Raw genomic sequence first — 26908 nt, 5'->3', positions numbered from 1 at the left:
TCTGGGCAGAAACAAGCACGGCCCGATAGAAAGAGGTAAAACCGAAGCGAAACAATCACAGCCGAGAGAATGCTCCCGGCCGAGCGAAAGCGCACTATCGTCCAGTTGGTGACAGAGCGAGACGGCTGTTCAGTGTCGGAGCTGGCCGCGGAACTCGAGTTCTCGAAGGCGACGATACGCCGTGACCTCCGAGACTTGGAGTCGCAAGGCCGCATCAAGCGGTCCCACGGCGGTGCAGTACCGGCGTCCTCCGCCGGGACAGAACGACCGTACGGCCAGCGCGAGGTTGACCACTACGCGGAGAAACAGGCCATCGGCGAGCGGGCTGCACAGGAAGTCCGTGAGGGCCATGTGGTCTGCTTCGATGCGGGCTCGACGACGATGGAAGTCGCTCGCGCGATTCCGGACACGGACTACGTCGCGGCAACGAATATGCCGGAACTCGCCACTGAAGTGGCCGAGCGAGACGTCGATGCGAAGCTCACCGGTGGGAGTCTCCGACCGCGGACCCGAGCGCTTGTCGGCCCGATGGCCGAGAGAGCCATCGGACGAATGAACTTCGATCTGCTGTTTCTGGGGACGAACGCCCTCGACAGTGCCGCCGGGCTGTCGACGCCAAATGAAGACGAGGCGGCCGTCAAGGAAATGATGGTCGAGCGCGCCCGCCGAGTCGTGCTGGTCGCCGACGCGTCGAAGTTCGGCGACCGGAGTTTCGTCAGCTTTGCCGATCTGGAGCAGGTCGACCTGCTGGTCACTGACGCCAGCCCGTCAGGGGCGCTCGCTACGGCACTCGCGGACGCCGACGTGACCGTCGAGGAGGTCAGCACATGATCGTCACCGTCACCTACAACCCCGCGGTCGACCAGACGATCCAGTTCGACGAGCAGATGGCTCCCGATCGTGTGATGCGGGCCGACGAGGCACAGTTCGACGCTGGCGGGAAAGGCATCAACGCCGCGCAGTTGCTCACGGCCATGGACCGCCCCTGCGTCGCGACGGGCCTGTTGGGTGGGTTCACCGGCTCGTTCATCAGAGAGACGCTGCAGGACGACGGCGTCGAGACGGCCTTCGTCGACGTGGACGGAACGACCCGGCTCAACACCACCGCTATCGCAGCCGCGGAGGAATACAAGCTGAACCAGGCCGGACCAGCGGTCGGCGAGTCGGTCGTCGACTCACTGCTCGAACAGGTGCGAGCGCAGTCTCCCGACCGCGTACTCGTCGGTGGGAGCCTACCGCCGGGGCTGACCCCTGATGCCATCGACCGCATCGCGACCGGTGGCGACTGGGAGACGATCGTCGACACCGGCGGCGATGTCCTTCGGGAACTCGATGCCCAGTACGGCCTCTGTAAGCCGAACCGCGCCGAACTCGGCGATGCGACCGGGGCCGATGTCTCAACTGTTGAGGGGTGTGCGGACGCGGCCGACGCGTTCCGTGATCGTGGTTTCGACCGCGTACTGGCCTCCCTCGGCGCGGACGGCGCGGTCCTCGCCGGCGACGCGGGCCAACTATACGCCGAAGCGCTCGACATCGACGTCGTCGACACCGTCGGGGCCGGCGACGCGCTCCTCTCGGGCGTCCTGAGCGCCTGGGAGGCCGGCGCGGACGACGAGACGGCGCTCCGGACCGGCGTGACCGTCTCCGCACAGGTCGTCCAGCGGGCCGGCACGGCCGTTCCAGACCTAGATGACATCGACTCGCTCCGTGATGGCGTGACGGTGCGGCGGCTGTAGCGGGCAAAAAGAGTCGTAGAAAGCGGAGACAGCAACTCAGAACTTTTCTAGGTAGTCGTCGACAAACGCGCGCACGTCGGCCAGCGACGGCTGGTCCGCGGTCCGAACGAAGTAGCCGGCAACGGCGTTGCCGACGACCACGGCGGCGGCGGGAGGGAGGCCGGCGATGCGAGCCAGCCCCAGTCCGGCGTTGAAGTGGTCGCCGGAACTGGTCGTCAGTTCCGGGTCCGAGACTGCGGGGACAGCCACGCTGTCGGTGCCGTCCGCAGTGACGACGACCGAACGCTCGACGCCGTGACCGACGAACCAGGTCGGTTCCAGCGCCGCGAACACCGCTTCAGCGTCGTCGGCAAACGAGCGCTCTCCGTCGCCGGCGTAAGCGTCCGCGAGAACGCCCGTCTCGGCGCGGTTCGCGGTGACCATCACATCCGTCACCTCGTCCAGCCGGCCGATAGCCTTCCGACCGGCGCGCAGGCGGTTGGCGTCGAGCTTTCGCACGTCGCCGGGATCGACCAGCACGGTCCCGGGCGGGTCGTCGATGTCGCCCCACAGGTCACGGAGGCCGTCGAATATGGTCGGCAGATCCGGCGTCTCTGACCAGTAACCGGTTCCTAACAGGCGTGCACCGTCGAGCTTTTCGGCCAGTCGGTCGTGGCCGAAAGTCGCGTCGAGTTCGGCCCAGTCGAGCGCCATCGTGTCGCCGATTTCCGTGAGCATGAGCTTCCCGTCGTCAAACTCGACGGCGTCGGTGACACCGGGTTCGCCCAGCGAGTGGAGTTCGTAGTCGCCGAACTCCGTCTCGAAGGCGTCGTGGACCGGGTCGCCGTACATCCCGACCATCACGGGGTCGAACGACCAGCCGCCGAAGGCCCGCGCGAGGTGGCTGGTGTGGCCGCCGGTCCGACTACCCTGCTGGAGCCACTCGAAGGAGAGGGAGCTGTCGGCGGCGACGGAGCGGTCGATGCGGTCACCAAACCCTTCCAGCGTGGCGAGGCGCTCGTGGCTCTCGGGGTCGATGCGGTCAGCAACGACTTCCCGGACGCGGTCGAGGTAGCCGTCGAAGCCGAACACGACCCGCCCGGTATCGATAGCGTCGGGAAGCGCGTCGCTGGCGGGCAACGCCTCGTCCGCTGCGGCGACGGCTCGGCGCGTCTCCTCGTCCATGGCCTACAGGACGTCGTCTGCCGTGGCGTCCTCGAAGATGACGCCTTCGAGCTTGTCGAGGATGTCGTAGGGGTCGTCGCGCTGCCAGACGTTGCGGCCAACCGCGAGGCCGGCGACACCGACGTCCATGCAGTCTTCGACGAGTTCGAGGAAGTCACGGTCGGAGGTCTTCGACCCGCCGGAGAGCAGCACGCGGTTGTCAGCGGCCGAGCGGACGGCGTGTGCCATCGCTTCCTTGTCGCGCGGGTACTTCACCTTCGTGAAGTCAGCGCCGAGTTCCAGACCGATACGGGCCGCGTAGGCGATGGTCGAGGGACTGCGGTGCTCCTTGATGGCCTGTCCTCGCGGGTACGACCACATTGCAATCGGCAGGTCGTGATCGCGGGCGTTCTCCTGTACCGGGCGGAAGTCCTCGAACATGTCGGTCTCGCGGTTGACGCCCGGGTAGACGGTGTAGCCGATGGCGTCGGCACCGAGTTCGGCGGCGTAGTCGACCGACCAGTTCTGGGGCGAGTACGGATCGCCCATCCAGAGGTCCGAACCGCCGTTGAGCTTCGCCAGCAGGTTCACGTCGTCTTCGTAGCTCGGATAGTACGTTTCGGCGAGCCCTTTCCCGACAGCCAGCGCCGTCACGGCGTCGTGGGTCGCCATCTCGAACACCTCACGCGGGTCGAGGCGCTCCTCCACGCCGCTGAACTGCTTGGGACCATGTTCCAGCCCGTGGTCGTGTGCTAGCACCAGCGTCTTGTCGTTCCGTACGAGCGGTGAGTCTCCCAGTGGTCGCATGTGTCGTGTTTCTACCGAGAACGACCATTAACAGTTTTCGGTTCTGATTTGTTACTACTGTTCGCGTTCGTTTTTGATCGAGGGCGGGAATTAAGTGTGTTCCAGTGAAAGATTTGGACATGCCATCTGTGGAACTGGACGCTGAGACAGTAGAGCGCCTCGACGACCTCCGCGTCGAGGACGAGTCGTACGACGACGTCGTGACGGAACTCATCAACATCTACGAGGCCGAGGGGCTGACACTGTTCCACAGCGGCGACGAGTACTAACCCTGTGCCTGCTCGCAGACGGACTTCCAGCGCCCGTTCGATACCAGTTTCTCCTGAAGTTGCTCAGCGTACTCCTGTGCGAGCCGTGCCGCCTCTTCCTCCTGTTGTTTGTTCCCGCCACCGGACCCACCGAGCCCAAGCGCGTCCTTGACGCCCGAGAGGAGGCCGCCGCCCGAGCTTCCGGACTGATCGCCCCCGGGCCCGCCCATCGGCCCCTGATTGGCGACCCGTTCCATCTCTGGCATGACGCTAGAGAGCTTCGACGTATCGGCGACGATCCGAGCGGCGTCCGGGTCACCCGGGTTCTCGATCTCGAACTCGACGGCAGTCATTACCAGCCCCCACTGCTGGCTGGAGAACGATGATGCCTTGACCTGTTCGTTGAACCGCTGGTCGACCGCCATCCGTTCGCCGGCGATGCGGTCGGTCCAGTCTGAATCGCTCATGGACTGGTGTTTGCGGGCCGGCGGTATGAGCGTTTCCCGCTCCGTGCGGTGTTCTACAGTAAAACGTACCGTCTCTGGGCTGACTGTCACGCCACTGGCTGCCGCGACCGCTACGTTTTATTGTCTCCAAAACGGTTCCAATATGTTAAGTTAGCTCACGATATACTTGCATCTCGATGACTACTGAGTTTGGGACAGGGCAGGCGACGGGGGACTCGGGAGATGCCGCAGCGATGGACGCCATACGAGAAGCCATGGCCGATATCTCGGCAAGCGAACCAGACTTCTGTCAGATTTTCTGCTCTCCAACGTACGATTACGATGCGGTACTGTGGGGTGCTCGGAGTGTTGTTGGGTCAGATACCGAAATCGTGGGCTGTTCGTCCTCCGGAGAATTCACCGAATCCGGTTCGGGGGACGGAACTGTCACAGTCGGCGTCGTTTCGTCGGACTCGATGCGGTTCTTCTCCAGCCTCTCGACCGAACTCAGCGCTGATCCCGAGCGCTGTCTGTTCGAAGCCGTTCACGACCTCCCCGCAAGCGAGGACCCCGCTGTCGACGGGTATCCGCATCGGACGATCATCAACCTTCACGACGGTATGGCTGGAATCGGAAACAAGGTCACTCGACTCACCGAGCAGTATCTGGACGACGAGGAGACGCCGGTCGTCGGCGGGTCCGCGGGTGACGATCTCCAGTTGGAGCAGACCCACGTCTTCCGGAACGACCGCGTCGAGACGGACGCTGTCGTCCTCGCGCTCATCGCTGCAGAGGACCCGCTCCCGGTGACAGTCAACCACGGCCACGAACCGATCTCCGAGGCGATGACAGTAACCCGGGCAGAGGGAAGCACCGTGTATGAACTCGACGGGAGACCCGCGTTCGAGGCCTGGCGGGACGCGATTCGGGAGGACGCGATGGAGACATACGATATCGACGTCGACGAACTGGAGGCGGGATCGGAAGATCTCGTCATGTTGCTCGGCCGTTACGAACTCGGTATCGAGTCGGAACCGGAAGCCGATGCCGACGGACTCGCCTCCCGAATCAAGACCTTCATCGAGAGCAAACTCATCTCGACGACGGGATACAACATCCGATGGCCGGGCCACACGACCGACACCGAAGGACCGCTGGATTTCGCCGTCGCCGTCTCCGAAGGAACGGAAGTGGTGGTGACACATAGCAATAAATCCGACCAGGTGTATGCGGTCCGGAACGCCGCCAACAACGCTGTCAATGAACTCCGCGGCGGAAGCGTCGCGGGCGGGTTCGTCTACGACTGCGCCTGCCGTGCAATGATTCTCGGCGATGACTTCGATGATGCCGTCGACACGATTCACAGCGCTATCGACGCGCCCTTCGCCGGCTTCGAAACCTACGGCGAAGTCTGCTCGGCCGACGAGGATTACACGGGCTATCACAACACGTCCTCAGTCATTCTGCTGTTTCCGGAGTGACGACTACAGGCCTGCTACCAGCGAAGAATAAACGTCACCCCCGTTCCTGCCCACTCAGACGCCGGACTCGATGGAGATTTCCGCGTGCAGCTCGTCCTGCAGCGCCGAGTGGACGTGACAGATGTCTTCGGCGAGTTCGACGATGTCCTGCTCTTCGTCCGCAAGCGATTCCTCGACCTCGACGTGGAAATCGATGTGCTCTAGGTCGTCGTCCTCATCGAGATCCGCGGCGACTTCGACGTCGACGCTGCCGATGTCCTCGTGGCCGTACTTGTCTGCGGCGACGCGTAGCGCCGGAATGTAACAGGAAGCGTAGTCGGCGGCCAGCACCTCGTTCGGTGACGGGCCGTTCTCGCTCAGCGCGTCGACGATGAGCTCCCATTCGCCGTTGATGATGCTCTCTACTGTGTATCCTTCCTCGCATGTGCTCTCGACTTCGATATCTGCCATAGCAATCCTGTGGACACAGCCCTCCCCCTAAACGTTTCCTGCGTAGCATTTCTGTCGGCGGGGCACTGCCGAAAGGTAATACACCTCCAACCCGTATGAATGGGCAATGGAACACCTCGCACCGTCGAACGTGCCGGTGTACGCCACGCGGGACCACCAGCGTGAGATCTGGGAGCGCTGTCGGGACCGGGGTCACCCGGTCCTCGCTGTCAGAGACGCGACGCGGGGGTTCATCGTTCGGTACGACCTCCAGCATCTGTCCTACGAACTCTCTGACGCCACCGTTCAGGCGCTCCGGGACCGTGTCCGGTCCCGCCGACCGTATCCGACGACGACGGACCCGATCTCGGAGACGGAGGGCGTCGGCGGCGAGGCTGGCCCAGTTTCCGGCGAACTCCACGCGGACACTGAACAGGCCGCCAGAGAACTGGCGTCACACATCTCGGGGTTCGTGCTGGACCGGTCGAACTGGCGGTAGTACCGAAACAACGCGGATAGGGATTTTTCCCACTGCCGTGCCTTGGGTTCGTATGGCAGTCGCCCGACACGAGACCGGTCCGTTCGCGACCGTGAGTGCCCTGGCCTCGCAGGTTCATCCGGTGTTCATGCTGCCACCGCTTGCGACCTCGCTGTTCGGGGGGTTGCTCTCCGGCGGGTTCTGGCCACCGGTGGCAGCGCTCCACGCGGGCGCGATGTTCTTCGCTGTCTACACGGCCCACGTCAAGGACGGCTACGTCGATTTCCACGTCCGCGGCGAGGACGACGATCATCCCCTTACTGCTTCGGGCTGTCGCATGGCGCTGGTCGGTGCTGGCGTCGGCTTCGCGTTCTGTACGGGAGCTATCTGGCTGCTGGTCGGCCCCGGCGCAGCGCTGCTGACGCTGCCGACCTGGGTCATCGGCTACACCCACGCGCCACAACTGGATATGAACCCCGTTGGTGCGACTATGGGATACCCGGCGGGTATCGCGCTGGCGCTGCTGGGTGGCTACTACGCTCAGGTGACGACGCTGACGCCGCGTGCTGTCGGTCTCGCGGCCGTGTTCCTCCTGTTGCTGACCGGCATCAAGATCATCGACGACGAACAGGACTACGACTACGACCGGTCGATACAGAAACGCACCGTCGCCGTCGTACTGGGCCACCAGCGCGCCCGACGGCTCGCGCTTGGCCTGTTCGGAGCGGGTCTTCTCGGAATCGTCGGGCTGTCCGTGGCATTACCTGGGGTCCCGCCGAGTGCTGCAGCGGCTGCGGTCGTCTTCGGGACAGTCGCGGCTATCGCCCAGCGAGGTGACCCCGAAACTGCGACGATGTTGCTGATTCGCGGGTCGTATCTCCTGCTGGCTGTCCTCGTTACCGCTGTCTGGTTTCGGCCGCTAGCGTGAGGCTGTGGCTGTGCTGCCGGTTTTCGTCCGCTAGCTGCTCGAAACTCCCATCGTTCGAACCACCCCTCGTCGGTCAGCCTGAAATGTGTGTGAGGACGTGGGTCGCTGAGACGACCAGTGAGATTGTCAGTATCGAGACTGCCATGACACCGGCGACGACGGGCGAGAGGTTCCCCGAGAGGCCACCGACTGCGAGCAGTACGGCGGCGATGATCGTACAGACCAGCAGTGCCAGATGGACGAACAGCCACGGGCCGACACGTCGCAGTGAACCGAACAGCGTCTCGACTCCCGACGACTGCGTCGGCCGGACTCGTTGGCCGGGCTGGTAGTACTCCGCGGCAGTCCCGTAGCCCGTGCTCCCTCCACGAGTCTGGGTGGGCCGCTGTGTCGCTTTCGCCGTTGCCTCGCCCATTGTCTCTGCATCGGCCCGCTGGTCGACGTACTGCTGTGCGATGTCACTGACACCGCCCGTGGCTGTGCCTCCGTCCGCGCCGCTGTCGACGTGCCTGTTGACGTATGCGTCGTGGCCGAGCCGGTCGTATCGCTCTCGCTCGGCCTCGTCCGTCAGCACGTTCTTCGCCTGTGTGAGGCGCTTGAACCGTTCTCCCGCGGCAGGGTCGTCACTCACGTCCGGGTGATGCGTTTTCGTCTGCTCCCGGTAGGCGCGGACTATCGTCTCTTCGGTGGCATCTGGGTCCACCCCCAGAATACCGTAGAACGTCGCTTCCATACACACCCCTGTGTATTTATTCAGTTGGACTAGGTGTATAATAAGGTATCCACTCCCTCACGTCACGATATCGCTCGTCTGTCGCCGAGTCGCCGGACTGAAACTGCGTGGTCACCACCGTTTCTGTATGGACGACGACACCGAAGACTGGGCAGCGCAGTTGGAGGCCAACCGGGACGAGAAAGACCGCTTCTTCGCGGAACACCGCCAATCCCCGATTCCGCCCGAGGAACGCGACGATTTCGACGGACTCAGCTACTTCGATCCGGACCCCGACTATCGGGTCGAAGCGACAGTTACTGCTCACGAGACGCCGGAGTCGGTCGATCTGGAGACGAGCGACGACCGAACGGTGCGCTATCTCCACGTCGCAACGCTGTCGTTCGATCTCGACGGCGAGTCCCGCGAACTCCACGCGTTCCGGCAGGCTGCCGACGAGTCACGGACGCTCTTTGTTCCGTTCCGTGACAAGACGACCGGTCAACAGAGCTACCACGGTGGCCGGTACATGGAACTGGAACCCGACCGCGACCTGAGCGACGGCGACAAGATTACGCTGGATTTCAACCTCGCGTACTCGCCGTTCTGTGCCTACAGCGACACCTTCTCCTGTCCGCTCCCGCCGGAGTCGAACTGGCTCGAAACCGCGGTGACGGCCGGGGAACGGACTGACTGAGGCGTCTTTACCGGCAGTCATGACACAACACCAAACGAATTGTTTACACATCACCACGACCAATGCAGTGTATGGCAACGGATTCCCGGGAAGATCCGGTCTTTCATATGGCCCTGAAGGCCTTCCAGTACGGGTTTGCGCTTTTCTCGGCGCTCTGGCTGGGTTCGTTAGGGCTTTTGTTTGGCTTTAGCCTGCAGTACATCACTGTTTCTTTCCTGTTAGACGGTGCAGGAATCCAGTTGATGCCAGCACACGCACTGGTAATTGGGCTGATAACGGTCCAGGGGATCGGCTTACCGATCATCGCATACACGTACATCAAACTCAGGCCGCTGATCAGATCGAAGCTCCGCAAATACATCTCTTATCCGCCAGACACCGGTGCATTCAGTATCGGCATTTCTGTGCCGAGTCTCCGTGAAGCCGGCATCGTCGTGTTGGGCTACGCGAGCGCGATGGTCGGGCTCGTGGTAGTGGCCGTCATCATCAGGGCGCTCGTCTCGATGTTCGGGATCGAAACGGCGAGCAATCAGGCGGCTGAGATCGGAATGGAGAACCCGGATGTCCTCCTGCTGTTGATTCCCGCCTCCTTTCTCCTCATTGGTCCGGGCGAGGAACTGCTGTTCCGCGGCGTCGTTCAGGGCCGCATTCGGGACTACTTCGGCCCGATTTCGGGCGTCACCATCGCGAGTGTCATCTTCGCCGGCATTCACTACCCCGCCCTCAGCGGTGGGTCGGTCACGGGGAAACTTGTCGGGGTGTGCGGCCTCCTCATTCCGTCGCTCATCCTCGGCGCAACCTACGAGTACACGGACAACATCGTCGTCCCGTCACTCATCCACGGCGCGTACAACGCCACGCTGTTTACTGGCCTGTACGTCACCGTAAAATTCAGTGGTGAACTCTCGTCCGCCGCGGGCGTCCTCAGTAGCAACTGGTTCTGACCAGCCCCTGCCCAAGCAGGCTCGTAGTGTAGGACGTTTGTAAATAATGTGATTTGTTCCCCGGCCTGCACACCCAGGGGACGGTAATAGTTATATTCTATTTGCACCTCTAAAAGGCGATTTTTCTCCCCTAGATATCCCTTTCCCTCCGAACTAGCACTCGATCAACCACCCGAATTTTTACCCGGTGACAGGCGATACATTGATGCTAATACTTTGAAATGACAAACGTCTTATTACGGTTTTTGCACAATATCTAAACAGATGGTTGGTTCAGTGCGCGTCTTACATGTCGATGACGAACCGGACTTTGCCGATCTAACTGCGGCATATCTCGAGCGGACCATAGATTCCTTCAGCGTCGATACTGCGAAGCGGGCCGACGAGGTCATCGCGGACCGCCCGCAGGACACGTACGACTGTATTATCAGCGACTACGATATGCCTGGAATGAACGGGCTGGAGTTCCTCGAACGGATTCGCGAGGACGCACCGAAGTTTCCGTTCATCCTCTACACCGGGAAGGGTAGCGAAGAGATCGCGGCCGAAGCAATCTCCGCAGGTGTCACGGACTACATCCAGAAGGAATCGGGAACGTCCCAGTACACGGTGCTAGCGAACAGGGTGCAAAACGCGGTCGAAGCCCGCAGAGACGAACTGCAAGTCACGCGTGGGCACCGCGCAATGAATGCGGCCTGGGACGGCATCAGCACACTGGACAACGAGGGCCGGTTCACCTATTTGAACGATGCCTACGCGGCCACGTTCGGCTATGAGCGCGACGAGCTTCTGGGCGAACATTGGCAGAAAATCCACTCGGCAGCGAGCCTCAAAACGGTCGATGATGAAATCCTCCCGGCTGTGAACGAAAACGGGACGTGGACGGGCGAGACACTGCTCGAACGCGCCGACGGGACACAGTTCATCGGCGAACACACCGTCGCGAGTATCGAAAATGACGGCTCCGTCTGCGTGGTTCGTGACCGGACTGACCGCGAAGAACTCGACAAGCAACTGCGACACGAGCGCGAGCGGTTCCGGCTACTCGTCGATGCAGTCGAGAATTACGCGATGTTCCTGCTCGACCCCGACGGCCGCATCCAGTCGTGGAACGCCGGTGCGAAACAGATCACGCAGTACGAGGAGTCTGATATCCTCGGCGAGCATTTCTCGACGTTTCACACAGGGAAACAGGTGGCCGACGGCATCCCCGAGCAACTGCTGCGAGAAGCCGGGGAGTGCGGCAAAGCCACCGACCGCGGGCTCCGGGTTCGGAAGGACGGGAGCACGTTCTGGGCAGATGTGGTCATCACTGAACTCCGGGAAAACGGCGACTCCCATGGCTTTGCGAAAGTGATCAAGGACATCACGGAGGAAATCGAACGGGAGCGGCTACAGGCGACGGCCGAACGCTATCGAGAGAAACTCTACGAGGTCACGAACGATACGGACCGACGATTCGAACAGCGGTTAGTCGATGTACTGGAACTCGGTGTCGAGTATCTTGACGTCGATCAGGGCCATCTCGTCGCAATCGATCCCAAGGCGGGAACACATGAAATAATCGCTACCAGCGGCGAACCGTCTCTCACTGCCCCCGGCGACATCACATCGCTTTCCGAGACCTACTGTCGACGAACTATCGAATCTGACGGTATGCTTTCGATCTACAACGCCGAGCAGCAGGGGCTGGATGACGACCCCGCATACCAGCGGTACGGTATCGGCTGTTACCTCGGTGCGAAAATCGAACTCGACGATGAACTGTTCGGGACGGTCTGTTTCGTTGCCCGTGACTCCCGGTCGGGCCAGTTTAGACAGGACGAACAGGCATTCGTCGAACTACTCACCCGCTGGCTCAAATACGAACTGAGCCGACGTGATGGACAGGTCCAGTGGCCCCTCAAGACGTGAAAATCTGGAGATGAGCCCGTCGGGCTACGGATCGTGCTGACGTACGGCCTGATTGATAGCGGGCAGGTCAATCATCGACTGCGGCCTGTTCGGGCTGTCCGGTTTCGGACTCGGAACCGTATTTTACCTCTATGTACAGCAATGCCAAGATCGTGAGTGTTGCGACGGCCTGCACGGCAACGGTCATCGGCACCAGTGGAGCGAACATCGCTGCTCCCGCAGCCACCAGTAGCCCGGCGCGATTCGGCAGCCTGAGTTGGCCTGAGAAATAGTTGACAATGGCTGTCACGGTAGCGACGAGAGCGACACCCACGACGACAAACGTAATGGGTGTTGCCGGAGCCGACCAGAACAACAGACTATCGTTGACGACGAAGACGTACGGGAGAACAAACAGCGGCGCCCCGAGCACGAGTGATTTTCCGGCGGTCCGCCAGAAGTTCCCGCCTGCAACCCTGGCCGTGACGAGGCAGGCGATGGCAACCGGTGGCGTCAGCGCCGAGAGGATTGCGAAGTAGAACACAAAGAAGTGGGCAGCGAGCAGGTCGATACCGGCCTCAGTCAGTGCTGGTGCGATCAGCAGCACGGCCGTGATGTAGGCCGCGACGGTCGGCATCCCGAGACCAAAGAGAAGCGCGGCGACCATCGCGAACATGAGCAACAGCGCGAGCACGCCACCCGAGAGTTCAACGAGGCTGGACGCGAACACCTGCGTGAACCCGGTGAGATTCAACACACCGACGAAGATGTTCATCACGCCCAGCGATACCGCAATTGGGGCCGCGTTTTCCATCCCGCGACCCAGGCCATCCATAGTATCCACGAAAAAGTCGCGGCTCCCGTAGCCATCGCGGAAAAAGATTCCCTGGACGAACGCAGCCGGGAACGCGGACATTATCGAGAGAAACCCTGCGTACAGCGGGTCGTACATGAGGACAACCAGTGCGTACAGGAGAACGACCAGCGGGACCCACAGCGCGAGTCCCTCGACGATCAGGTTACGAACCGATATCTGCCCGAACGAAACAGCGGTTGTTGTCCGACCGAAGATCCTGTTTAGTGCGTTTTTCCGATCCTCATCAACCGTCTCAACCTCGGTTAGTTCTTCCTCGTTAACCTCGCTCGTGAGCCCTTCCTTGATGGTCGTCAGGTGGACACCAATTGCGACCGTTCCGTAGAAGAGGAGTGCCGGCAGGAATCCGACGACGATAATCTTCAGGTAGCTCATCCCAGTTATTTCGGCCATTATGAATGCCGCTGCACCCATGATTGGTGGCATAATCTGGCCCCCGCTGGAGGCCACTGCCTCGTAGGCCGCTGCGGTATCTCTATCGAGTCCGTGACGCTTGAGCAACGGGATGGTAAACGCGCCTGTCGTCGCTGCGTTGGCGGCCGCGCTGCCGTTGACTGACCCCATACCCATGCTCGCGACCGTCGTCATCTGTGCCAACCCGGACCGGACCCGTTTGCCGATCAGCGTTCCGACCTGGACGAAATACTCCAGCGCGCCGTACGCTTCCAACAGCCCCGCGAGGATCATGAAGATAATAATAAACGTCCCCGAAACCTCGACAATGACGCCGAAGACGCCGCTGCCGAACTCAACTGTCAGACCCTGCACCAGTCGTTCGGCCTGAACCCCGTTGTGGTTCAAAATCCCTGGGAAGTACGGTCCAAACAGCGCATACGCAAGGCCAACTACACCGACCAAGGACAGCATCGGACCGTAGACCCGCCGGCAGACATCCAACAACAGCAGAATTATCAACAGCCCCATGAACAAGTCGAGGTGGGTGTATATTCCGAGTTGCTCGTAGACGATGCGGTTGAAGGCCGTAAAGAGGTAAACGGCGACGACAACCGAGAGAGCGGCCTCAAGTAACGTCGCGTAGTTTCCGAGCCGCTCCCGGCGTGTCTCGGGTTCAGGTTCAAACGCGAGGACAGCCGCCCCGACGAGCATGAATCCGAGGTGAGCGATTTTGTGCTGGTCCTGTTCGAACGGGAACAGCTGGGTGAACCAGAGGTGATAGGCCGTCGAGGCGATTCCTAGGGCTATCAGGAACCCATACTTGATCATGCGCACCCGATCCGGAGCGAGCCAGCTTCCGGTTGTGTTTTTCGCAGTCATAGCTGGCATTGATGCGGTGACCGGACGGGATACGGGGAGTTCAAATTACCCCTCATATTCGTCAAGCGTGGTTAGTCCGTCCTTCCAGAGGCCCTGTTCCCTGTAGTACTTCTCGGCGCCGGGATGGACGGGTGCGTTCGGCGAGGAGAGTAAGAATTCTTTCGCGAAGTCCGGACCGGCGCGAGAGAGCACTGAACTCGCCTCACGGACCGCGTCAATGTCCTCCATGACGGTACGTACGAACTCGTAGCCCAGTTCCTCAGATACATCAGCCGGGAAGACCGTCTCGTAGCCGACACCGACTGCCGGAATGGAGTCCATTCGAATGTCCTGGCCGTCCCAGAGGCCGGCCGGCGTTTCGATGTACGTGTAGGGCAAGTCGGAGCTGGCCAGATCTGACTCGTCGAACTCCCAGTTGACGACTGCAACATCAGCTTGCGCGCCGGCCTCCTGCGCCCATCCGGTCAGTACCTCGCGACTGACCCCGTAGACCATCATCATATCGAGGCGGCCATCCGCGAACTGCGCCCCCTGATCTCCCCAGCTCATTGACTGGAGGTCGTACTTCTCCTCGACATTGTCGATCCCGGACAGTTGGAACCCATCAAGGCCCGCGAAGAAGTTCGTCCCGCCACGCTGGCCGAACGCCATCGAGACCGACCCGTCCTGCGGGATGTCCGACACTGTCTCGATGCCCGCCAGTGCGTCGTCAGTTCGCCTGACGAGGTAATACTCTAAGGTCATGAACGGTAACACCTGCGTCATCGTCTTCCCGACTGGTTCTCCGTAGGGGTCTCCCCCGCTGTTTGAGCGCGCGACTGCCCAGTCGGTACTCTGGGCGATATCGATGTCTCCCTGAGCGATCAACCGAGGGTTTGCGGCAGTCCCGCCGGTCGTCTGGGCGCTCATGCTGATGTCGTCGGACTTTTCAGAGAGCAGCTGTGCCATTGCTACCCCCGACGCGTGAGTCGCTGTCTCCGGCCCCGACGTCCCAATTGTCCAATTTGCACTGCCGCCACTGCCATCACTACTATCACTGTCGCCACTCCCACCGCTATCCCCGCCACTACTCCCGCCGCCACCGCTGCCGCCACTACCGCCGTCCCCACTACAGCCAGCGAGGCCTGCCAGACCAGCTGTACCTACCATCTTCAAGAAGCTACGCCGCTCGGAAATCGAACCCTCCTGACCGTTTCTGAACATTAGTTGAGCTACAACTATGGTGTCAACCAACCTATATTTAAATGTTACTCCAAATATTTTTGTCATACTGACATCGGCTGCGGAAACATACAATGCAGCCCCGACCGAATCTTCGAACCTCGGGCAATAGTGACCACTCAGCACCATTATCGAGACTGTGTAACCTGAGAGATGTGAGTCGACTCGACAGCCCTACTGTCGGGAATACCACTATTAACGATTCCCGAAGACTCGACTAACAGGGCGTCATCACGGAGGCATCCATCTCGGTGACACACCAGAGCCACTGTGGTATGTCCGTATTATATCAAATATTGCCACTAGTAGGCTCGAAATGTACGCCCGGAACACTAACGTCCGGCATCATCCTCGGCGGTGTGCCACGTCAGCCGGCAAACCCTCGTGCCGGGCGGGTCGCCGGATACGGCGACCGATTGCGCGAGCGGCGTCAGCCGCGAGCGCGGGTGATTACGGCGTAATCACCGAACGCCCAGACGGTGCAACCGTCTGGCGGGCCGTCATGTACGACGACCAAATGCGGTGTGAACCGCGGTCATGTCGCGTGCCCGGGTTCTCCGGGTCGTCATTGTCCCGGTGACGGGTCTCAGCCGGGGATTAAAGGCACGCAGCCGTAGTTAGCCGGTCGCACACCTAAGGGTGACGTTCAGACCGCGTAGTCGTCCTCGCGCAGCTGGACGTACCTGCCGTTGCGGGAGGAGAACTTCCCCCATTTGTAAGCCAGCACCATCTTGATGCCGTTGTAGCCGCCACGGAGAGCCGCATCGGCTTTGATTCCACGGGCGTCCATCAAGTCGTTGGCGGTAGTAAAGGCCCGGTCCCAGTCGGTGGGCCGCCAGTCCCGAACCATATCTGCGAAGGTGACGTTCCGGAGGATTTCGTCGCCGATGGCGTCGTGCCAGGCGTCGTTGTACCGTTCGAGGCGGTCGTTCGCGGCGAGGCGGCCGGCGATTTTTCCGGTGCGAACGGCGACGTGGTCGCCGCCCTCGTGGAACGCCGAGGTGGTCCCCATTGCGCCACCAGCCACAGCGATGCCGGCACCCACGGGGGACTCTATCGGCTGAGTTGAGGAGATGGGATACGTCTCCGTCCCCTTCGATTTCCCGCGGTCTTCGACGAGCGGGAAGTCGTCGAGATCGTACGCCTGAAACTCCCGTTCGAGCAGTCGCTCGATGTACTGCCGGCCCTGCGGGATGCTGTCGTCGTTCGCTCTGAGGAGGTCCCACTCGCTGCGGTCGTACGCGTCGATGTCCAGCCCGATGGGCATCGTGAGGCCGATGCGCGCGACGGAATTGTCGTTCGGGAAAATCCACGGGTACGCCGTGTGGCCGGGCATGATGCCCCACCAGAACTCGATGAACTCCGGTGTGAACAGTTCCTCGGGCATCCGGCGGTGTTCCTGATAGGCGATGTGGTTGACCTTGTTCGAGGGCATGATGTCGGCCATCGTCTGCCCGGCCGGGAGGAACTGGTCGAGCGTGCCGCCGGTGATAGTCCGCTGTGGGCCGTCGGCAAGGATCACGTACTCGGCGGCGATGTCCTCGCCGTTGGCCAGCCGAACGGTGTGTCGCGGCGAACTCCGCAGGTCGGTCTCGACATCGGTGACGCTGACGCCGACGCGGTAGTCCGCACCCGCGTCCGTCGCCCGTTCGCGGAGCCAGTCATCGAACCGTGCCCGGTGGAACGTGATACCGAAGTCATCAGTGCTGGAACTGATACCGGTCTCCGTGAGCTTCATCTCCGTCGAGGGGCCGTAGAACTTCGCCCCGTCGAGTTCGCTCAGAACCACGTCCTCGGGGAACTCCGACCGCGGAATACCCATGATGTCGAACCAGTAATCGAGCAGCCCAGCGGCGTCCGTCGAGTCCGGCCCCGTCCCCTCGCGGTCGGCTCTGGGGACCCCCTTTTCGAGGAGGACGGCGTCGGCCCCGTGGTCGGCTGCAGCCTCGGCCGCCGACGACCCGGCCGGGCCACCACCCACAATGGCGACGTCTACGTGTTCCATACCCGCTACGGCGTCCCGCGCCCGCTAAAACCTATTGTCTTGCATCGGATTCGCGCTCTGACGCCCTTGTGTCTGAACTGGAACGCGCTGCGCGCTACGGTTCGGACGCTGCGTCGGTGAGTGACACGTCGTGTTGTTCTAGCTGTTCGACGGCTCGCTGGTACGCGTCGCTCTCCGCAAGCACTGTGGCCCGTACAGCGTCGGCAACCGTTGCCCGGCGGTCGGCAAGTCCCAGGAGTTCCCGACGTTGCGTCTCGTACTCGCATCGGGCACGAACTGTCGAGAGCACCGACAACAGGGTATCCCGGTCCGCGGGTTTTCTGAGATACGAATCGACGGGGATATCCAGAACATCCACGTCCGGCTTGACGCTACTGATCATAACGACCGCAGGAGTAACTGACCGCTGCCGGAGCCTTTCGGCGACCGTTTCGCCGCTCAGGTCCGGCATCTGGCGATCCAGCAGTACCGCATCGACCGAGTCATCAATCCGCTGTAACCCCGTACGGCCGTCACCGGCCTCTATAATATTGTACTCTTCCGGAAGCCAAAGTCTGTAGAGTTGTCTATAGTCCTTATCGTCATCGATCACCGCAACGCTAGTCGGTCTCCCCATTCCTTCGAAATCCTACGCCGGTCATCCTACAAATATGCTAAGATATCGCCGAACTATTACTATGAATTTTACTAATTCATGCTGGTATTTCGCCCGTTCTCTAATGATTGCTAAACGAATACTATTCTCGGCGTGCGATCGACGGACTGCCGGCACCGTTTTGAGGCCCCCGCGTGGAACAGCCGGTATGGCTCCGCACGCCACAGGAGGGGTTCAATGGCCGATATCGTCGTGACCCGATACGCCGTTCACGGAATGCCGGTCGACCAGTACGCGGCAGCGCTCCGGGACCGACTACCGGAGTGGGACATCGCCGTCGCTGAAACGCCTGGGGCCGAGCGAGACTTGATCGGGAACGCGACAGTCCTGACCGGCAACGATCTCTCACCGGAGCTGGTCGACACTGCCGATTCGCTGCAGCTGTTTGCAGGGACATACGCTGGATACGACCATCTCCCGCTCTCGGACCTGGCGGACCGCGACATCGCGCTCACGACGGCCTCCGGCGTCCACGGCCCGAACGTCGCCGGGAACGTCGTCGGCTCGTGGCTCGCCTTCGCTCGGGGCTTCTTCACCGCTCGCCGCCACCAGCGTAATCACGTCTGGCAGTCGTTCCACACTGACGACTTCGCCGGTAGCCGCGTCTGTGTCGTCGGTCTGGGTGAGATCGGCGAGGCCATCGTCGACCGCGTTGAGGGATTCGACGTGGAGACCGTCGGCGTCCGCCACTCGCCGGAGAAGGGCGGCCCGACCGACGAGGTGTACGGCTTCGACGAGATTCACGAGGCGGTCACCGACACGGAGTACGTCGGGCTCGCCTGCCCGCTCACCGACGAGACACGTCACCTTATTGACGAGGAAGTGTTCCGGACGATGCACCCCGAGGCGGTACTTACCAACGTCGCCCGTGGCCCAGTTGTCGATACCGACGCGCTGGTCAGTGCGCTCCAGCGCAATCATATCGGTGGTGCGGCCCTGGACGTGACCGATCCCGAACCGCTGCCCGCCGACCATCCGCTATGGGACTTCGAGAACGTCCTCATCACGCCACATAACGCCGGCCACACGCCGAGTTACTACGAACGGCTGGCCGACATCGTGGCGGAAAACGTCCGGCGGGCCGAGCGAACCGGCGAATGGGATGGTCTCAGGAACCAGATCGACCTCTAGTCACTGTCGGCTGGCGAGATAGCCAGCGCGGGCTTCGTACACCAGATAGGATACCACTGTCACAGCGAGCACGCCGCCGAGTAGTTGATTGAGCGTGACGCTCCCGAGACTGGTCCGCCCAGCAACTTCTCGCAGGAAGGAGGCCACAGCTACCATCGCTGCAACTCCGATGTACCGCCAGCGGGCCGCAACTGGAATCGTCTCACTATCATCTACAAGAGCTAGGTACAGATGTGCGCCACCCAATATGACAAAGTTCGCACCTGCAAAAAACGCGACCGACCCAAGCCGTCCGAGCGGAAATACGAATGGGCGGAGCACTGAAACGATTATAACTACGCTCACCAGCCCAATCTGAAGCTTCGTGTCGCGGGAGACCATGTGTACGCAGTCGATACTGGTCGTAAAAATGTCTGCCTAGCGACTTGACCTCGGTCAGTTCCAAAAAACTGCACTCGGCGAGGCCGGCCGTTACAGATAGCCGCGTTTGTTCAGTAGTTCGCCGTTCAGCACGCTCGCACCGGCGGCACCGCGCATCGTGTTGTGCGCCAGACAGTTGAACTGGACGCCGTCGGTCGTTTCGCGGAACCCACCGACTGCGACGCCCATGCCGTCCTCGACGTTACGGTCGAGTCGTGGCTGTGGGCGGTCGGGTTCCTCGAACACCGTGATGAGCTTCTCCGGCGAGGACGGCAGGTCGATACCGGTCACGGACTCCATCGCGGCCTCGGCGTCGGCCGTGGAGATGTCTTCAGCAGTGTCGGCCCAGACGTTTTCGAGGTGGCCGTCGAGCGTCGGGATGCGGTTACAGGAGGCGGCCACGTCCATCTCGTTGCGGTGGACCTCCGCACCGTCGAACGAACCCAGCAGCTTGCGCGATTCGGTCTCCATCTTCTGCTCTTCGCCGCCAATGTGTGGGATTGCGTTGTCGATGATTTCCATCGACGTGACGCCGGAGTAGCCCGCGCCAGAGACGGCCTGCAGCGTCGAGACACGCACGTCGGTCAGGTCGAATTCGCGGTCGAGGCCAGCAAGCGGCGGGACCATCGTAATCGTCGAGCAGTTCGGGTTCTTCAGGAGTGCGCCGTCCCAGCCACGCTCGTCGCGCTGGACCTCAAGGAGGTCGACGTGGTCGGCATTGACCTCGGGGATGATGAGGGGCACGTCCTCGTCCATTCGGCCGTTCGAGGAGTTCGAAGAGACTGTGTAGCCGGCCTCGCAGAACTCCGGTTCGACCTCCGCGCCGACGCTCGACGGGAGCGAAGAGAAGATGAGATCGACGTCGTCGGGCACCGAATCCGGGTCGGTGGCGCGAACTTCCAGCCCGGCCACGTCCTCGGGAATCGGGGAGTTGACGCGCCACTTGGCGGCGTCCTTGTATGTCTCGCCAGCGCTCGCGTCGCTGGCTGTCAGTGCTGCAATCTCGAACTCGGGGTGGGGGTCAAGCAGCTGGATAAGTCGCTGCCCGACTGCGCCAGTCGCACCGAGCACACCTACGCGTACAGTCATCGCTTGACACACGGCTGTGGGTAGTCAAAACAGTTTGGATACGAAAGCGGTACCGCTGCCCTCGTAGGATTACTCCCCCTCGGTATCCTCGAACACCCACTCGATGACACGGGCCTCCACGAGGTCCCGCTCTTCGACGTAGGGGTCGTCGTGATTCGCCAGCGTCTCCTCGGCCTTTGCGCGCATCTCGGCTTCGATCTCCGTGTGGTCCGGCTCGTCCCGGATGTCGTTCAGCAGCGCCTCGAAGTCCTCTCGGAGATCGAAGGAGGCGCGAGCAGCGTTACACCGAGACAGCGGGCTCATACCGGTCTCTAACACGAGGTCCCGAACCGTCTCCCAGTCGGAGCCACAGAAGTAGATGGACACCTCACCGACGATATCCTGCCAGGCGATTGGGTCTGCGTGCTTGAGCAGCGGGACCGCCCGCGGCGGCAGATCGAGACGGGTTTTAGTGTCGGGATTCCCGCACAGACAGCAGGCCTTCTCCGTCTTCCCCGTGTACATGTGAGACAGTTGGGTCGGACGTATTTGGACCCATCGCAGTCGGACGGTCGCTGGCCGGCTACACCGGAATGAACTCGGGGTCCACGTGGTTCAGTCGGTCGGTGTTCGAAACGAACTGGTAGAAGTCGCTGTAGAGGTCCGTGCACTTCCCGTCGGCGTCGTAGCGGAGCGTGTGCCAGTCGGCGACGATAGCGCAGTACCGCTTCGCTCGCGTGAGCGCGACGTTCAATCGACGGGGGCCGTCGACCGGCCGCCCGAGGAACCCGACGTTCCCCGCTGCGTTACTCCGGACGAGCGAGAGGACGATTGCCGTCCGTTCACCGCCCTGAAACGAGTCGATAGTGTCGACAGTCACCCTGTCTCCAGCGTCGGTCCGCTTTGCGAGCGTCTCCCGGATGCGTGACACCTGCGCGCTGTACGGTGTGATGACGCCGATCTCCTCGGCGGGCACGTCTGCCAGCAGATCCTGAACGAGATGCGCGACAAGGCGGGCTTCGGTGGGATTGGCCTTAGAGTGTCCGACAGTCTCTACCCGGCCACCGACGTTGTACCCCTCTATCGCTGGCCGGTCGGGAAGCGGGTCGACGGCCCGCCCGTTCCGCAGCGTCCGGTCGTAGAACCGCCGGTTCGGGAAGTACGCGATGTTCCGGTGCATCCGGTACTGGGTCTGTAGCTGGAGGCCAACACCGTCGTAGACGCCGCCGTCGGCGTAGAGATGCTCGAACAGCGAGTGGCCGTAGCTCGATTCTGGCGGTTCATCGCTGGCGCTGTAGGGCGGGAGCTGTCGGTGGTCGCCGGCCAGCACGGCGCGGTCGGCCCGGACCAGCGGGATACACGACGCCGCACAGGTGGACTGAGTCGCCTCGTCGAGCACGACCAGGTCAAACTCACGGGCGAGCGTGGCGGCGCTGTTGTTCGTCACCGCCACTACGTCGGCCCGCCCGGGCACGTCGCTGTAGGCGCGCCGGACAACGCCGTTTGCCGACTGGCTCGCGTTCACGCGGTCGAGCGTGTAGTCGCCGTCGCCGTGCTGGCCGTAGGCGTGCAGTGACTGCGGGTCGGCCTCGTCGCTCCTCGACGACCCCGCCACGAGGTTGTCGACGGCCTGATTCGAGTCCGCACACACCAGCACGTCCTCACCGGCCTGTGCGGCCCGCCGGACGATTTCGACCAGCGTCCGCGTCTTCCCTGTACCCGGCGGGCCGTGAATACAGAACAGGTCGTCGGCCAGCAGCGCGTGCTCGACGGCCAGTTGCTGCTCCTGATTCAGTTCCTCGTCGAACTGGTCGCTCCGGGCGGCTGCCCCGTTCGAGAACGTTATCGGCCGGTCGCCGGCGAGCACGTCCCGAAAGCGGTGGTCGGTCAGCGACTCGATCGCCTCCCGTTCGCGGTCGAACGGAACGGGATTGAGCAATGCTGTGAGCCCGTAGGTGGCGTCACCGTCGGTGAGTGCGCTTTCGAGCGTCGTCGCCCCGTCGATATCGGCCCAGTTCACCGCGAGCCAGACCGACCGGCCGCGGATGCGCTCGACTGTCGCCGGGACCGGGAACGGGCCGCTCTTTCGGGTGCCGTCCACGTCGTGAATTAGTACCTCGTTTCCCTCGTGGATGCCGAACACCGACTCCACGACAAACGCCCAGTCACTGCCCTGTCTGGCGGCGACATCGGCGGGCGGGTCGACGTGGAACTGGTACGTTCCGTCGTCTCGGCCTCGCGTGTGGAGTTCGGGGACTGCGTCGCCACCGGCCTCGTACACCTCGTCAGGTGAGCGCCGCTCGGCGCGCTCTCGGTTCTGCTGGCGGGTCGCCTCGCGTTCGCGCTCGACGTGGGAACGCAAGCCGTCAAGCAATTCCGCCGATGGGATCGGATTTCGGGGCGGTTCGCTGTCGTCTATCGGCGAGTCGTAGGAGGGCGGGTACGTCTCCGGGACGTAGTCGGAGTGCCAGAATCGGATCCGGTTGGCCAGCCTCGTGGCTCCGAACCCGTCCGCCTCGACGAAGTCTCGCTCGCCGTCGCGTTCAAAAACGAATATCTCGCCGTGGAGCGAGTGGTCGGTGAAGGCGACGAATTCGTCGGTAACTCGCGCCGAGTCCGGTTCGTGCAACGGGATACAGACCCAGTCTTCCTCGGGATAGGCGAGTTCGTCGTGATGGGCCGCGAACTCGGCGACGGGCCGGGCGGGGATGACATCGCCGTGATCGTCGAGGGCGTCGTCGTCGGGGACACACAGCGACGCGCCGTCGAGGTCGAAGGACCCGATGACGTGGTCGAACAGGAGCGACATCTACCCCCGACTGTGCCCTGCTGTCATAAAACAGTACGGCCAAGTTCGACAGCCCGTCACACCGGACAGGAACGTTTTAATCGCCGGACCGGCCACACTGCGGTATGGATACCGCCGAGCGACTCGATCTGGTGACGCGACACACGACAGAGGTCGTCACCGAGGACGAATTGCGGACGCTGTTCGAGGAGAGCGACCCGTCGGCGTACATCGGCTACGCGCCGACCGGCGAGATGCACATCGGCCACTTCACGACGATGCGAAAGCTCGCAGACTTCCTGCGGGCCGGCGTCGACGTGACAGTTCTCATCGCAGACCTGCACGCCCACCTCGACGACAACAAGTCGCCCTTCGACCTGTTGGATGCCCGCTCGACCTACTACGAGACGGCCATCGAGAGCATGATTGAAGCGGCCGGCGCGGACCCCGAAGATGTGACCTTCGTCCGCGGGACCGACTTCCAGCTCGACGAGGAGTACACGCTGGAAATGTACCGGATGGCCGCCGAGACGACCATCTCCCGAACGCAGCGCGCGGCCAGCGAGGTCGTCCGCGAATCTGAGAGCCCGAACCTCGGCGGACTCATCTACCCGCTGATGCAGACGCTGGACGTGAAGGCCCTCGATGCTGACATCGCCTACGGCGGTGTCGACCAGCGCGGCATCTACATGCTCTCGCGCGAGATTCTGCCGGACCACGGCGGCGAGTCGCCGATCTGTCTGTTCGCCCCGCTGCTGTCGGGCCTCTCCGGCGGCAAGATGAGCGCCTCCGACGAAACGTCGAAGGTCAACCTCACCGACAGCCCCGACGAGGTCGACGAGAAGATCAATCAGGCGTACTGCCCGGCTGGCGAGGTTGAGGAGAACGGCGTGTTGGAGTACCTCGAACACCTCGTCTTCCCGGTGCTGGAGGTGCGCGGCGAGTCCTTCGTCGTCGAGCGCCCGGAGGAGTACGGCGGCGACCTCACCTACGAGAGCTACGACGAGGTCGAATCGGACTTCGTCAGCGGCGAACTCCACCCCGCTGACCTGAAGCCCTCGGCCGCCAGTGCGATCTCGGACGTGATCGACCCGGTTCGGGAGCGACTGAGCGACGAGGACGAGCTACTCGCCGAGGCGTACCCCGAAAAGTACGGCGCGGAGTAACGCCGTCGACCGATGCCGTCCCCTGACCAGAGCCCCGACAGTGACGAACCGGCCCACTCGCGGGCCGCCGTCCGCCGGACGTACGAGGACATCGGCGACCACTTCTCGAAGACCCGCGAGTACGCCTGGCCGGAGGTCGAATCGTTCGTCGACGAGTCTGGCAGTGCCGGAACGGCACTCGATGTCGGCTGTGGCAACGGCCGCCACGCGGAACTGCTTGCAGGGGTCGCTGACCGCGTCGTCGGCCTCGACGCCAGCCGCGCGCTCCTGCAAGCCGCGACCGACCGCGTCGGCGACAGCGTCGCGCTCCTGCAGGGCGATGCGACCCGACTCCCGCTCGCTGCCGGGTCCGTCGACCTCGCGGTGTACGTCGCGACGTTGCACCACCTCCCGTCCCAGACCGCCCGCCGCGCCAGCCTGAACGAACTGGCGCGCGTCCTCGCGCCGGACGCTCGGGCGCTCGTCAGCGCGTGGAGCACGGCCCACGACCGCTTCGATGCTGACCCCGACGCGGACGCGGGCTTCGACACGTCCGTCGACTGGACGCTCCCCGGCGGCGAGACGGTCCCGCGGTTCTATCACATCTACGCGCCGGCCGAGTTCGAGCGCGATGTCGCCGACAGCGACCTCCGGCTCGTCTCGCTGGAGCTGTCAAGCGGCAACTGTTACGGGGTTGTCGAGCCAGAAGGGAAACGCACTTAATTGCCTTCCATCTATGGACGTGTACGTTCGCACTCGGGCGGAACACAGTCCGCCGAGCCTGTGTCCGCACGAGCAAGCGGCGGTGGTGAGCGATTCCGGAGGAATCGCGAGGTACGCCGCGAACGAACGTAGTGAGTGAGCGGCGGTGGTCTAGTGGTAGGACCTGAGCCTTCCAAGCTCATGGCCCGGGTTCAAATCCCGGTCGCCGCATAACACGACTTCGCCGTCTTGCGTTTTTCGACGGAATCTGGACCAAAGAGCTATGAAAATCGTCCAGCAAAACCCGTTCGGAACGCTAATAGAACGCCGCCATATGGCGGTTTCAGATTCGTGTCTGGTTCACAGGAATAGGGTTAAATAACATGAAGTAGACGAGCGGCAGAATGAACTCCTTATAATCTGTTGGGTCAACGGCGTCCCGAATTATGTCGGCAAATTTACAGTTACAACTCAAGACCGTCCAGAGAGAGGGTTATACTCCTGTAGCTATACCGGGGGCTGTTATCTTCTGCGGTGCGGGCAAGCGAAATCTGCGGAATATCTCTACTTTGCTATGTCAGTATACGAACTGGTACTTATTAGAGTACAGTAGCTAGGAATTAGCCACTTCCCCGAGATAGTATCCTGTGGCACCGGCGATGGTCGACAACACCACTTTATGTGGTGAGATTATTGCTGTGAGATTCATTAAATTACTTCGATTCATCTCAAAAGAACCCCCATGTAACTCAACCTGAAATCTAATCATTCCCGCAGTAAATAAAAATAAGAATATTGGTACAACAGTTACTTTGATAATGGCTAAAACTCCCTTTTTTGTACTATCTGAAATTGCGTTTTTGAGCCGTTCCGGAGCAACATCCATCAAAAGATGATATATTGCGTCACTCAACGCGTCAGCCATTACCACCATCATCGAGAGCAGTATAGCGATAAAAAGCGATTGCCTCTCATTGAATGCCACATCTGTACCGTAGAGGGACACATCAAACACCCAAGTTCCTGTCGTCTCGATCCATTCTTCTATTGGTATAACAAGAGCAAGGAAAGCGCCAATGAATCCCAGCACCGCAACCATTTTCAACTTTTCAACGTCGCCCCAACTGATTTTCTTGGAATTCATAAACAGTGAACCGATTCAACCTACGACATTATGATCTTAAAAGATTATCTTTTTATTTTCATTCTTCGAATATATTCCCGATACTTCGGTCTTAGAGTTCTAGTCGTGCGTTCGCGCTTATGCCGATATTGACGACCAAGGACCCCGTAAACGGTGTTCTGTCTACGAACAGTGTTACCGACGTGAGCCACACGGCTCATTGTGTAGGAAGGGCGGATTTTGGCCCGGTGTATATAAATACTCACCCCGCGTTGTCAAGTATAGATTCTGGTATAGACGCACTGGCGGCCTATTTGAGTGCGGTTTCGGGCGCGAGGCGGTCCGAGCACTCCAGAGCCTTCCAAGCTCATGGCCCGGGTTCAAATCCCGGTCGCCGCATTTTGCTGCGAGCACAACCGCGAGCAGCAAATGCTGTACAGAGGGATTTGAACTACGGAAATCCGAGCGGTAGCGAGGATTTGCAGTCGAGTTCAAATCCCGGTCGCTGTCCGTTCCGACAGATAGTGACGATCAGCCGATGCGCCACCCCGTGTTTGAC

General features: G+C 61.6%; 26 protein-coding genes and 1 tRNA gene. 13 read left to right on the top strand and 14 right to left on the bottom strand.

Annotated features, from left to right (window positions below; genetic code table 11):
• Nucleotides 1–69 precede the first annotated feature (69 nt).
• Together glpR and pfkB are read left to right on the top strand one after the other, a co-directional pair.
• A complete protein-coding gene (gene glpR / locus C443_RS07290; RefSeq protein ID WP_005535170.1) occupies nucleotides 70–831 on the top strand; it encodes an HTH-type transcriptional regulator GlpR in 762 nt (253 codons plus the stop codon).
• Entirely contained in the window at nucleotides 828–1736 is a 909-nt protein-coding gene (gene pfkB / locus C443_RS07285; protein WP_005535169.1) for a 1-phosphofructokinase, read from the top strand. Before glpR ends, pfkB begins: the two co-directional genes overlap by 4 nt.
• Nucleotides 1737–1772: 36 nt before the next feature.
• Here the strand turns inward: pfkB and C443_RS07280 are convergent, their stop codons facing one another.
• Nucleotides 1773–2900, bottom strand: a complete 1128-nt coding sequence (locus C443_RS07280; RefSeq protein WP_005535168.1) for a hypothetical protein — start codon at nucleotides 2898–2900, stop codon at nucleotides 1773–1775.
• Between the two features lie 3 nt (nucleotides 2901–2903).
• Nucleotides 2904–3686 carry a class I fructose-bisphosphate aldolase gene (locus tag C443_RS07275; protein WP_004962592.1) on the bottom strand — a complete coding sequence of 261 codons (783 nt, stop codon included), beginning with the start codon at nucleotides 3684–3686 and terminating at the stop codon, nucleotides 2904–2906.
• A 119-nt stretch (nucleotides 3687–3805) separates the two neighbouring features.
• Between C443_RS07275 and C443_RS21640 the strand changes: the two genes are divergently transcribed.
• Nucleotides 3806–3955, top strand: a complete 150-nt coding sequence (locus C443_RS21640) for a DUF7557 family protein (RefSeq protein ID WP_005535163.1) — start codon at nucleotides 3806–3808, stop codon at nucleotides 3953–3955.
• Here the strand turns inward: C443_RS21640 and C443_RS07270 are convergent.
• Nucleotides 3952–4401 carry a DUF5799 family protein gene (locus tag C443_RS07270; protein ID WP_005535161.1) on the bottom strand — a complete coding sequence of 150 codons (450 nt, stop codon included), beginning with the start codon at nucleotides 4399–4401 and terminating at the stop codon, nucleotides 3952–3954. The two genes, C443_RS21640 and C443_RS07270, sit on opposite strands and share 4 nt — an antisense overlap.
• A gap of 176 nt (nucleotides 4402–4577) precedes the next feature.
• Here C443_RS07270 and C443_RS07265 point away from each other — a divergent pair, with 176 nt between their 5' ends.
• Nucleotides 4578–5861 (top strand): FIST signal transduction protein, encoded by a 1284-nt coding sequence (locus C443_RS07265; RefSeq protein WP_005535159.1) that lies wholly within the window; start codon nucleotides 4578–4580, stop codon nucleotides 5859–5861.
• 54 nt (nucleotides 5862–5915) lie between these two features.
• Here C443_RS07265 and C443_RS07260 read toward each other — a convergent pair whose 3' ends face one another.
• A complete protein-coding gene (locus C443_RS07260; protein ID WP_005535157.1) occupies nucleotides 5916–6311 on the bottom strand; it encodes an OsmC family protein in 396 nt (131 codons plus the stop codon).
• 106 nt (nucleotides 6312–6417) lie between these two features.
• Between C443_RS07260 and C443_RS07255 the strand changes: the two genes are divergently transcribed.
• Both C443_RS07255 and C443_RS07250 read left to right on the top strand, forming a co-directional pair.
• Complete coding sequence (locus C443_RS07255) at nucleotides 6418–6789, top strand: hypothetical protein (RefSeq protein WP_005535156.1); 372 nt, start codon at nucleotides 6418–6420, stop codon at nucleotides 6787–6789.
• Nucleotides 6790–6841: 52 nt separating this feature from the next.
• Complete coding sequence (locus C443_RS07250; RefSeq protein ID WP_005535155.1) at nucleotides 6842–7696, top strand: UbiA family prenyltransferase; 855 nt, start codon at nucleotides 6842–6844, stop codon at nucleotides 7694–7696.
• A 73-nt stretch (nucleotides 7697–7769) separates the two neighbouring features.
• Here C443_RS07250 and C443_RS07245 read toward each other — a convergent pair whose 3' ends face one another.
• The gene (locus C443_RS07245) at nucleotides 7770–8429 is read right to left on the bottom strand and encodes a J domain-containing protein (RefSeq protein ID WP_005535154.1); all 660 of its coding nucleotides are present in this window, start codon (nucleotides 8427–8429) and stop codon (nucleotides 7770–7772) included.
• 127 nt (nucleotides 8430–8556) lie between these two features.
• Here C443_RS07245 and C443_RS07240 point away from each other — a divergent pair, with 127 nt between their 5' ends.
• The 3 genes from C443_RS07240 (at nucleotide 8557) to C443_RS07230 (ending at nucleotide 11963) form a co-directional block, all read left to right on the top strand.
• Entirely contained in the window at nucleotides 8557–9105 is a 549-nt protein-coding gene (locus C443_RS07240; RefSeq protein ID WP_005535152.1) for a DUF1684 domain-containing protein, read from the top strand.
• A gap of 71 nt (nucleotides 9106–9176) precedes the next feature.
• Nucleotides 9177–10049 (top strand): CPBP family intramembrane glutamic endopeptidase, encoded by an 873-nt coding sequence (locus C443_RS07235; protein ID WP_049943955.1) that lies wholly within the window; start codon nucleotides 9177–9179, stop codon nucleotides 10047–10049.
• Between the two features lie 264 nt (nucleotides 10050–10313).
• Nucleotides 10314–11963: a PAS domain S-box protein gene (locus tag C443_RS07230; protein ID WP_049943954.1), complete on the top strand. Its 1650-nt coding sequence runs from the start codon at nucleotides 10314–10316 to the stop codon at nucleotides 11961–11963.
• A gap of 67 nt (nucleotides 11964–12030) precedes the next feature.
• Here the strand turns inward: C443_RS07230 and C443_RS07225 are convergent, their stop codons facing one another.
• The 4 genes from C443_RS07225 to C443_RS07210 form a co-directional block, all read right to left on the bottom strand.
• Nucleotides 12031–14091, bottom strand: coding sequence for a TRAP transporter permease (locus C443_RS07225; protein ID WP_005535146.1), 2061 nt, complete (start codon nucleotides 14089–14091; stop codon nucleotides 12031–12033).
• A 45-nt stretch (nucleotides 14092–14136) separates the two neighbouring features.
• Nucleotides 14137–15240, bottom strand: a complete 1104-nt coding sequence (locus tag C443_RS07220) for a TAXI family TRAP transporter solute-binding subunit (protein WP_311241279.1) — start codon at nucleotides 15238–15240, stop codon at nucleotides 14137–14139.
• Between the two features lie 718 nt (nucleotides 15241–15958).
• Nucleotides 15959–17317 (bottom strand): NAD(P)/FAD-dependent oxidoreductase, encoded by a 1359-nt coding sequence (locus C443_RS07215; protein ID WP_005535142.1) that lies wholly within the window; start codon nucleotides 17315–17317, stop codon nucleotides 15959–15961.
• Between the two features lie 94 nt (nucleotides 17318–17411).
• Nucleotides 17412–17933, bottom strand: a complete 522-nt coding sequence (locus tag C443_RS07210) for a response regulator transcription factor (RefSeq protein ID WP_049943953.1) — start codon at nucleotides 17931–17933, stop codon at nucleotides 17412–17414.
• A gap of 216 nt (nucleotides 17934–18149) precedes the next feature.
• On the opposite strand from C443_RS07210, the gene C443_RS07205 reads away from it, so the two are divergent.
• A complete protein-coding gene (locus C443_RS07205; protein WP_005535138.1) occupies nucleotides 18150–19103 on the top strand; it encodes a D-2-hydroxyacid dehydrogenase in 954 nt (317 codons plus the stop codon).
• On the opposite strand, the gene C443_RS07200 is transcribed toward C443_RS07205, so the two are convergent.
• From C443_RS07200 to C443_RS07185, 4 genes are all read right to left on the bottom strand, one after another.
• Nucleotides 19104–19484 carry a hypothetical protein gene (locus tag C443_RS07200; protein ID WP_005535136.1) on the bottom strand — a complete coding sequence of 127 codons (381 nt, stop codon included), beginning with the start codon at nucleotides 19482–19484 and terminating at the stop codon, nucleotides 19104–19106.
• 90 nt (nucleotides 19485–19574) lie between these two features.
• Nucleotides 19575–20612 (bottom strand): aspartate-semialdehyde dehydrogenase, encoded by a 1038-nt coding sequence (gene asd, locus C443_RS07195; protein WP_005535134.1) that lies wholly within the window; start codon nucleotides 20610–20612, stop codon nucleotides 19575–19577.
• Nucleotides 20613–20681: 69 nt separating this feature from the next.
• Nucleotides 20682–21116 (bottom strand): hypothetical protein, encoded by a 435-nt coding sequence (locus tag C443_RS07190; RefSeq protein WP_005535133.1) that lies wholly within the window; start codon nucleotides 21114–21116, stop codon nucleotides 20682–20684.
• Between the two features lie 58 nt (nucleotides 21117–21174).
• Nucleotides 21175–23400: an AAA domain-containing protein gene (locus tag C443_RS07185; RefSeq protein ID WP_005535131.1), complete on the bottom strand. Its 2226-nt coding sequence runs from the start codon at nucleotides 23398–23400 to the stop codon at nucleotides 21175–21177.
• A gap of 104 nt (nucleotides 23401–23504) precedes the next feature.
• Here C443_RS07185 and C443_RS07180 point away from each other — a divergent pair, with 104 nt between their 5' ends.
• The 3 genes from C443_RS07180 to C443_RS07170 all read left to right on the top strand — a co-directional run bounded on the left by C443_RS07180 (nucleotide 23505) and on the right by C443_RS07170 (nucleotide 25457).
• A complete protein-coding gene (locus C443_RS07180) occupies nucleotides 23505–24545 on the top strand; it encodes a tyrosine--tRNA ligase (RefSeq protein ID WP_005535130.1) in 1041 nt (346 codons plus the stop codon).
• A 12-nt stretch (nucleotides 24546–24557) separates the two neighbouring features.
• Nucleotides 24558–25247 (top strand): class I SAM-dependent methyltransferase, encoded by a 690-nt coding sequence (locus C443_RS07175; RefSeq protein WP_005535129.1) that lies wholly within the window; start codon nucleotides 24558–24560, stop codon nucleotides 25245–25247.
• A gap of 139 nt (nucleotides 25248–25386) precedes the next feature.
• Nucleotides 25387–25457 (top strand) — tRNA-Gly (locus C443_RS07170).
• Nucleotides 25458–25839: 382 nt separating this feature from the next.
• On the opposite strand, the gene C443_RS07165 is transcribed toward C443_RS07170, so the two are convergent.
• Complete coding sequence (locus tag C443_RS07165) at nucleotides 25840–26370, bottom strand: hypothetical protein (RefSeq protein WP_005535128.1); 531 nt, start codon at nucleotides 26368–26370, stop codon at nucleotides 25840–25842.
• Between the last annotated feature and the right edge of the window lie 538 nt (nucleotides 26371–26908).

The sequence above is a fragment of the Haloarcula argentinensis DSM 12282 genome, from assembly GCA_000336895.1.
Lineage (GTDB): Archaea > Halobacteriota > Halobacteria > Halobacteriales > Haloarculaceae > Haloarcula > Haloarcula argentinensis.
The sequence above is the reverse complement of the archived record's forward strand: the minus strand, read 5'-3'. Positions and strand labels throughout refer to the sequence as shown.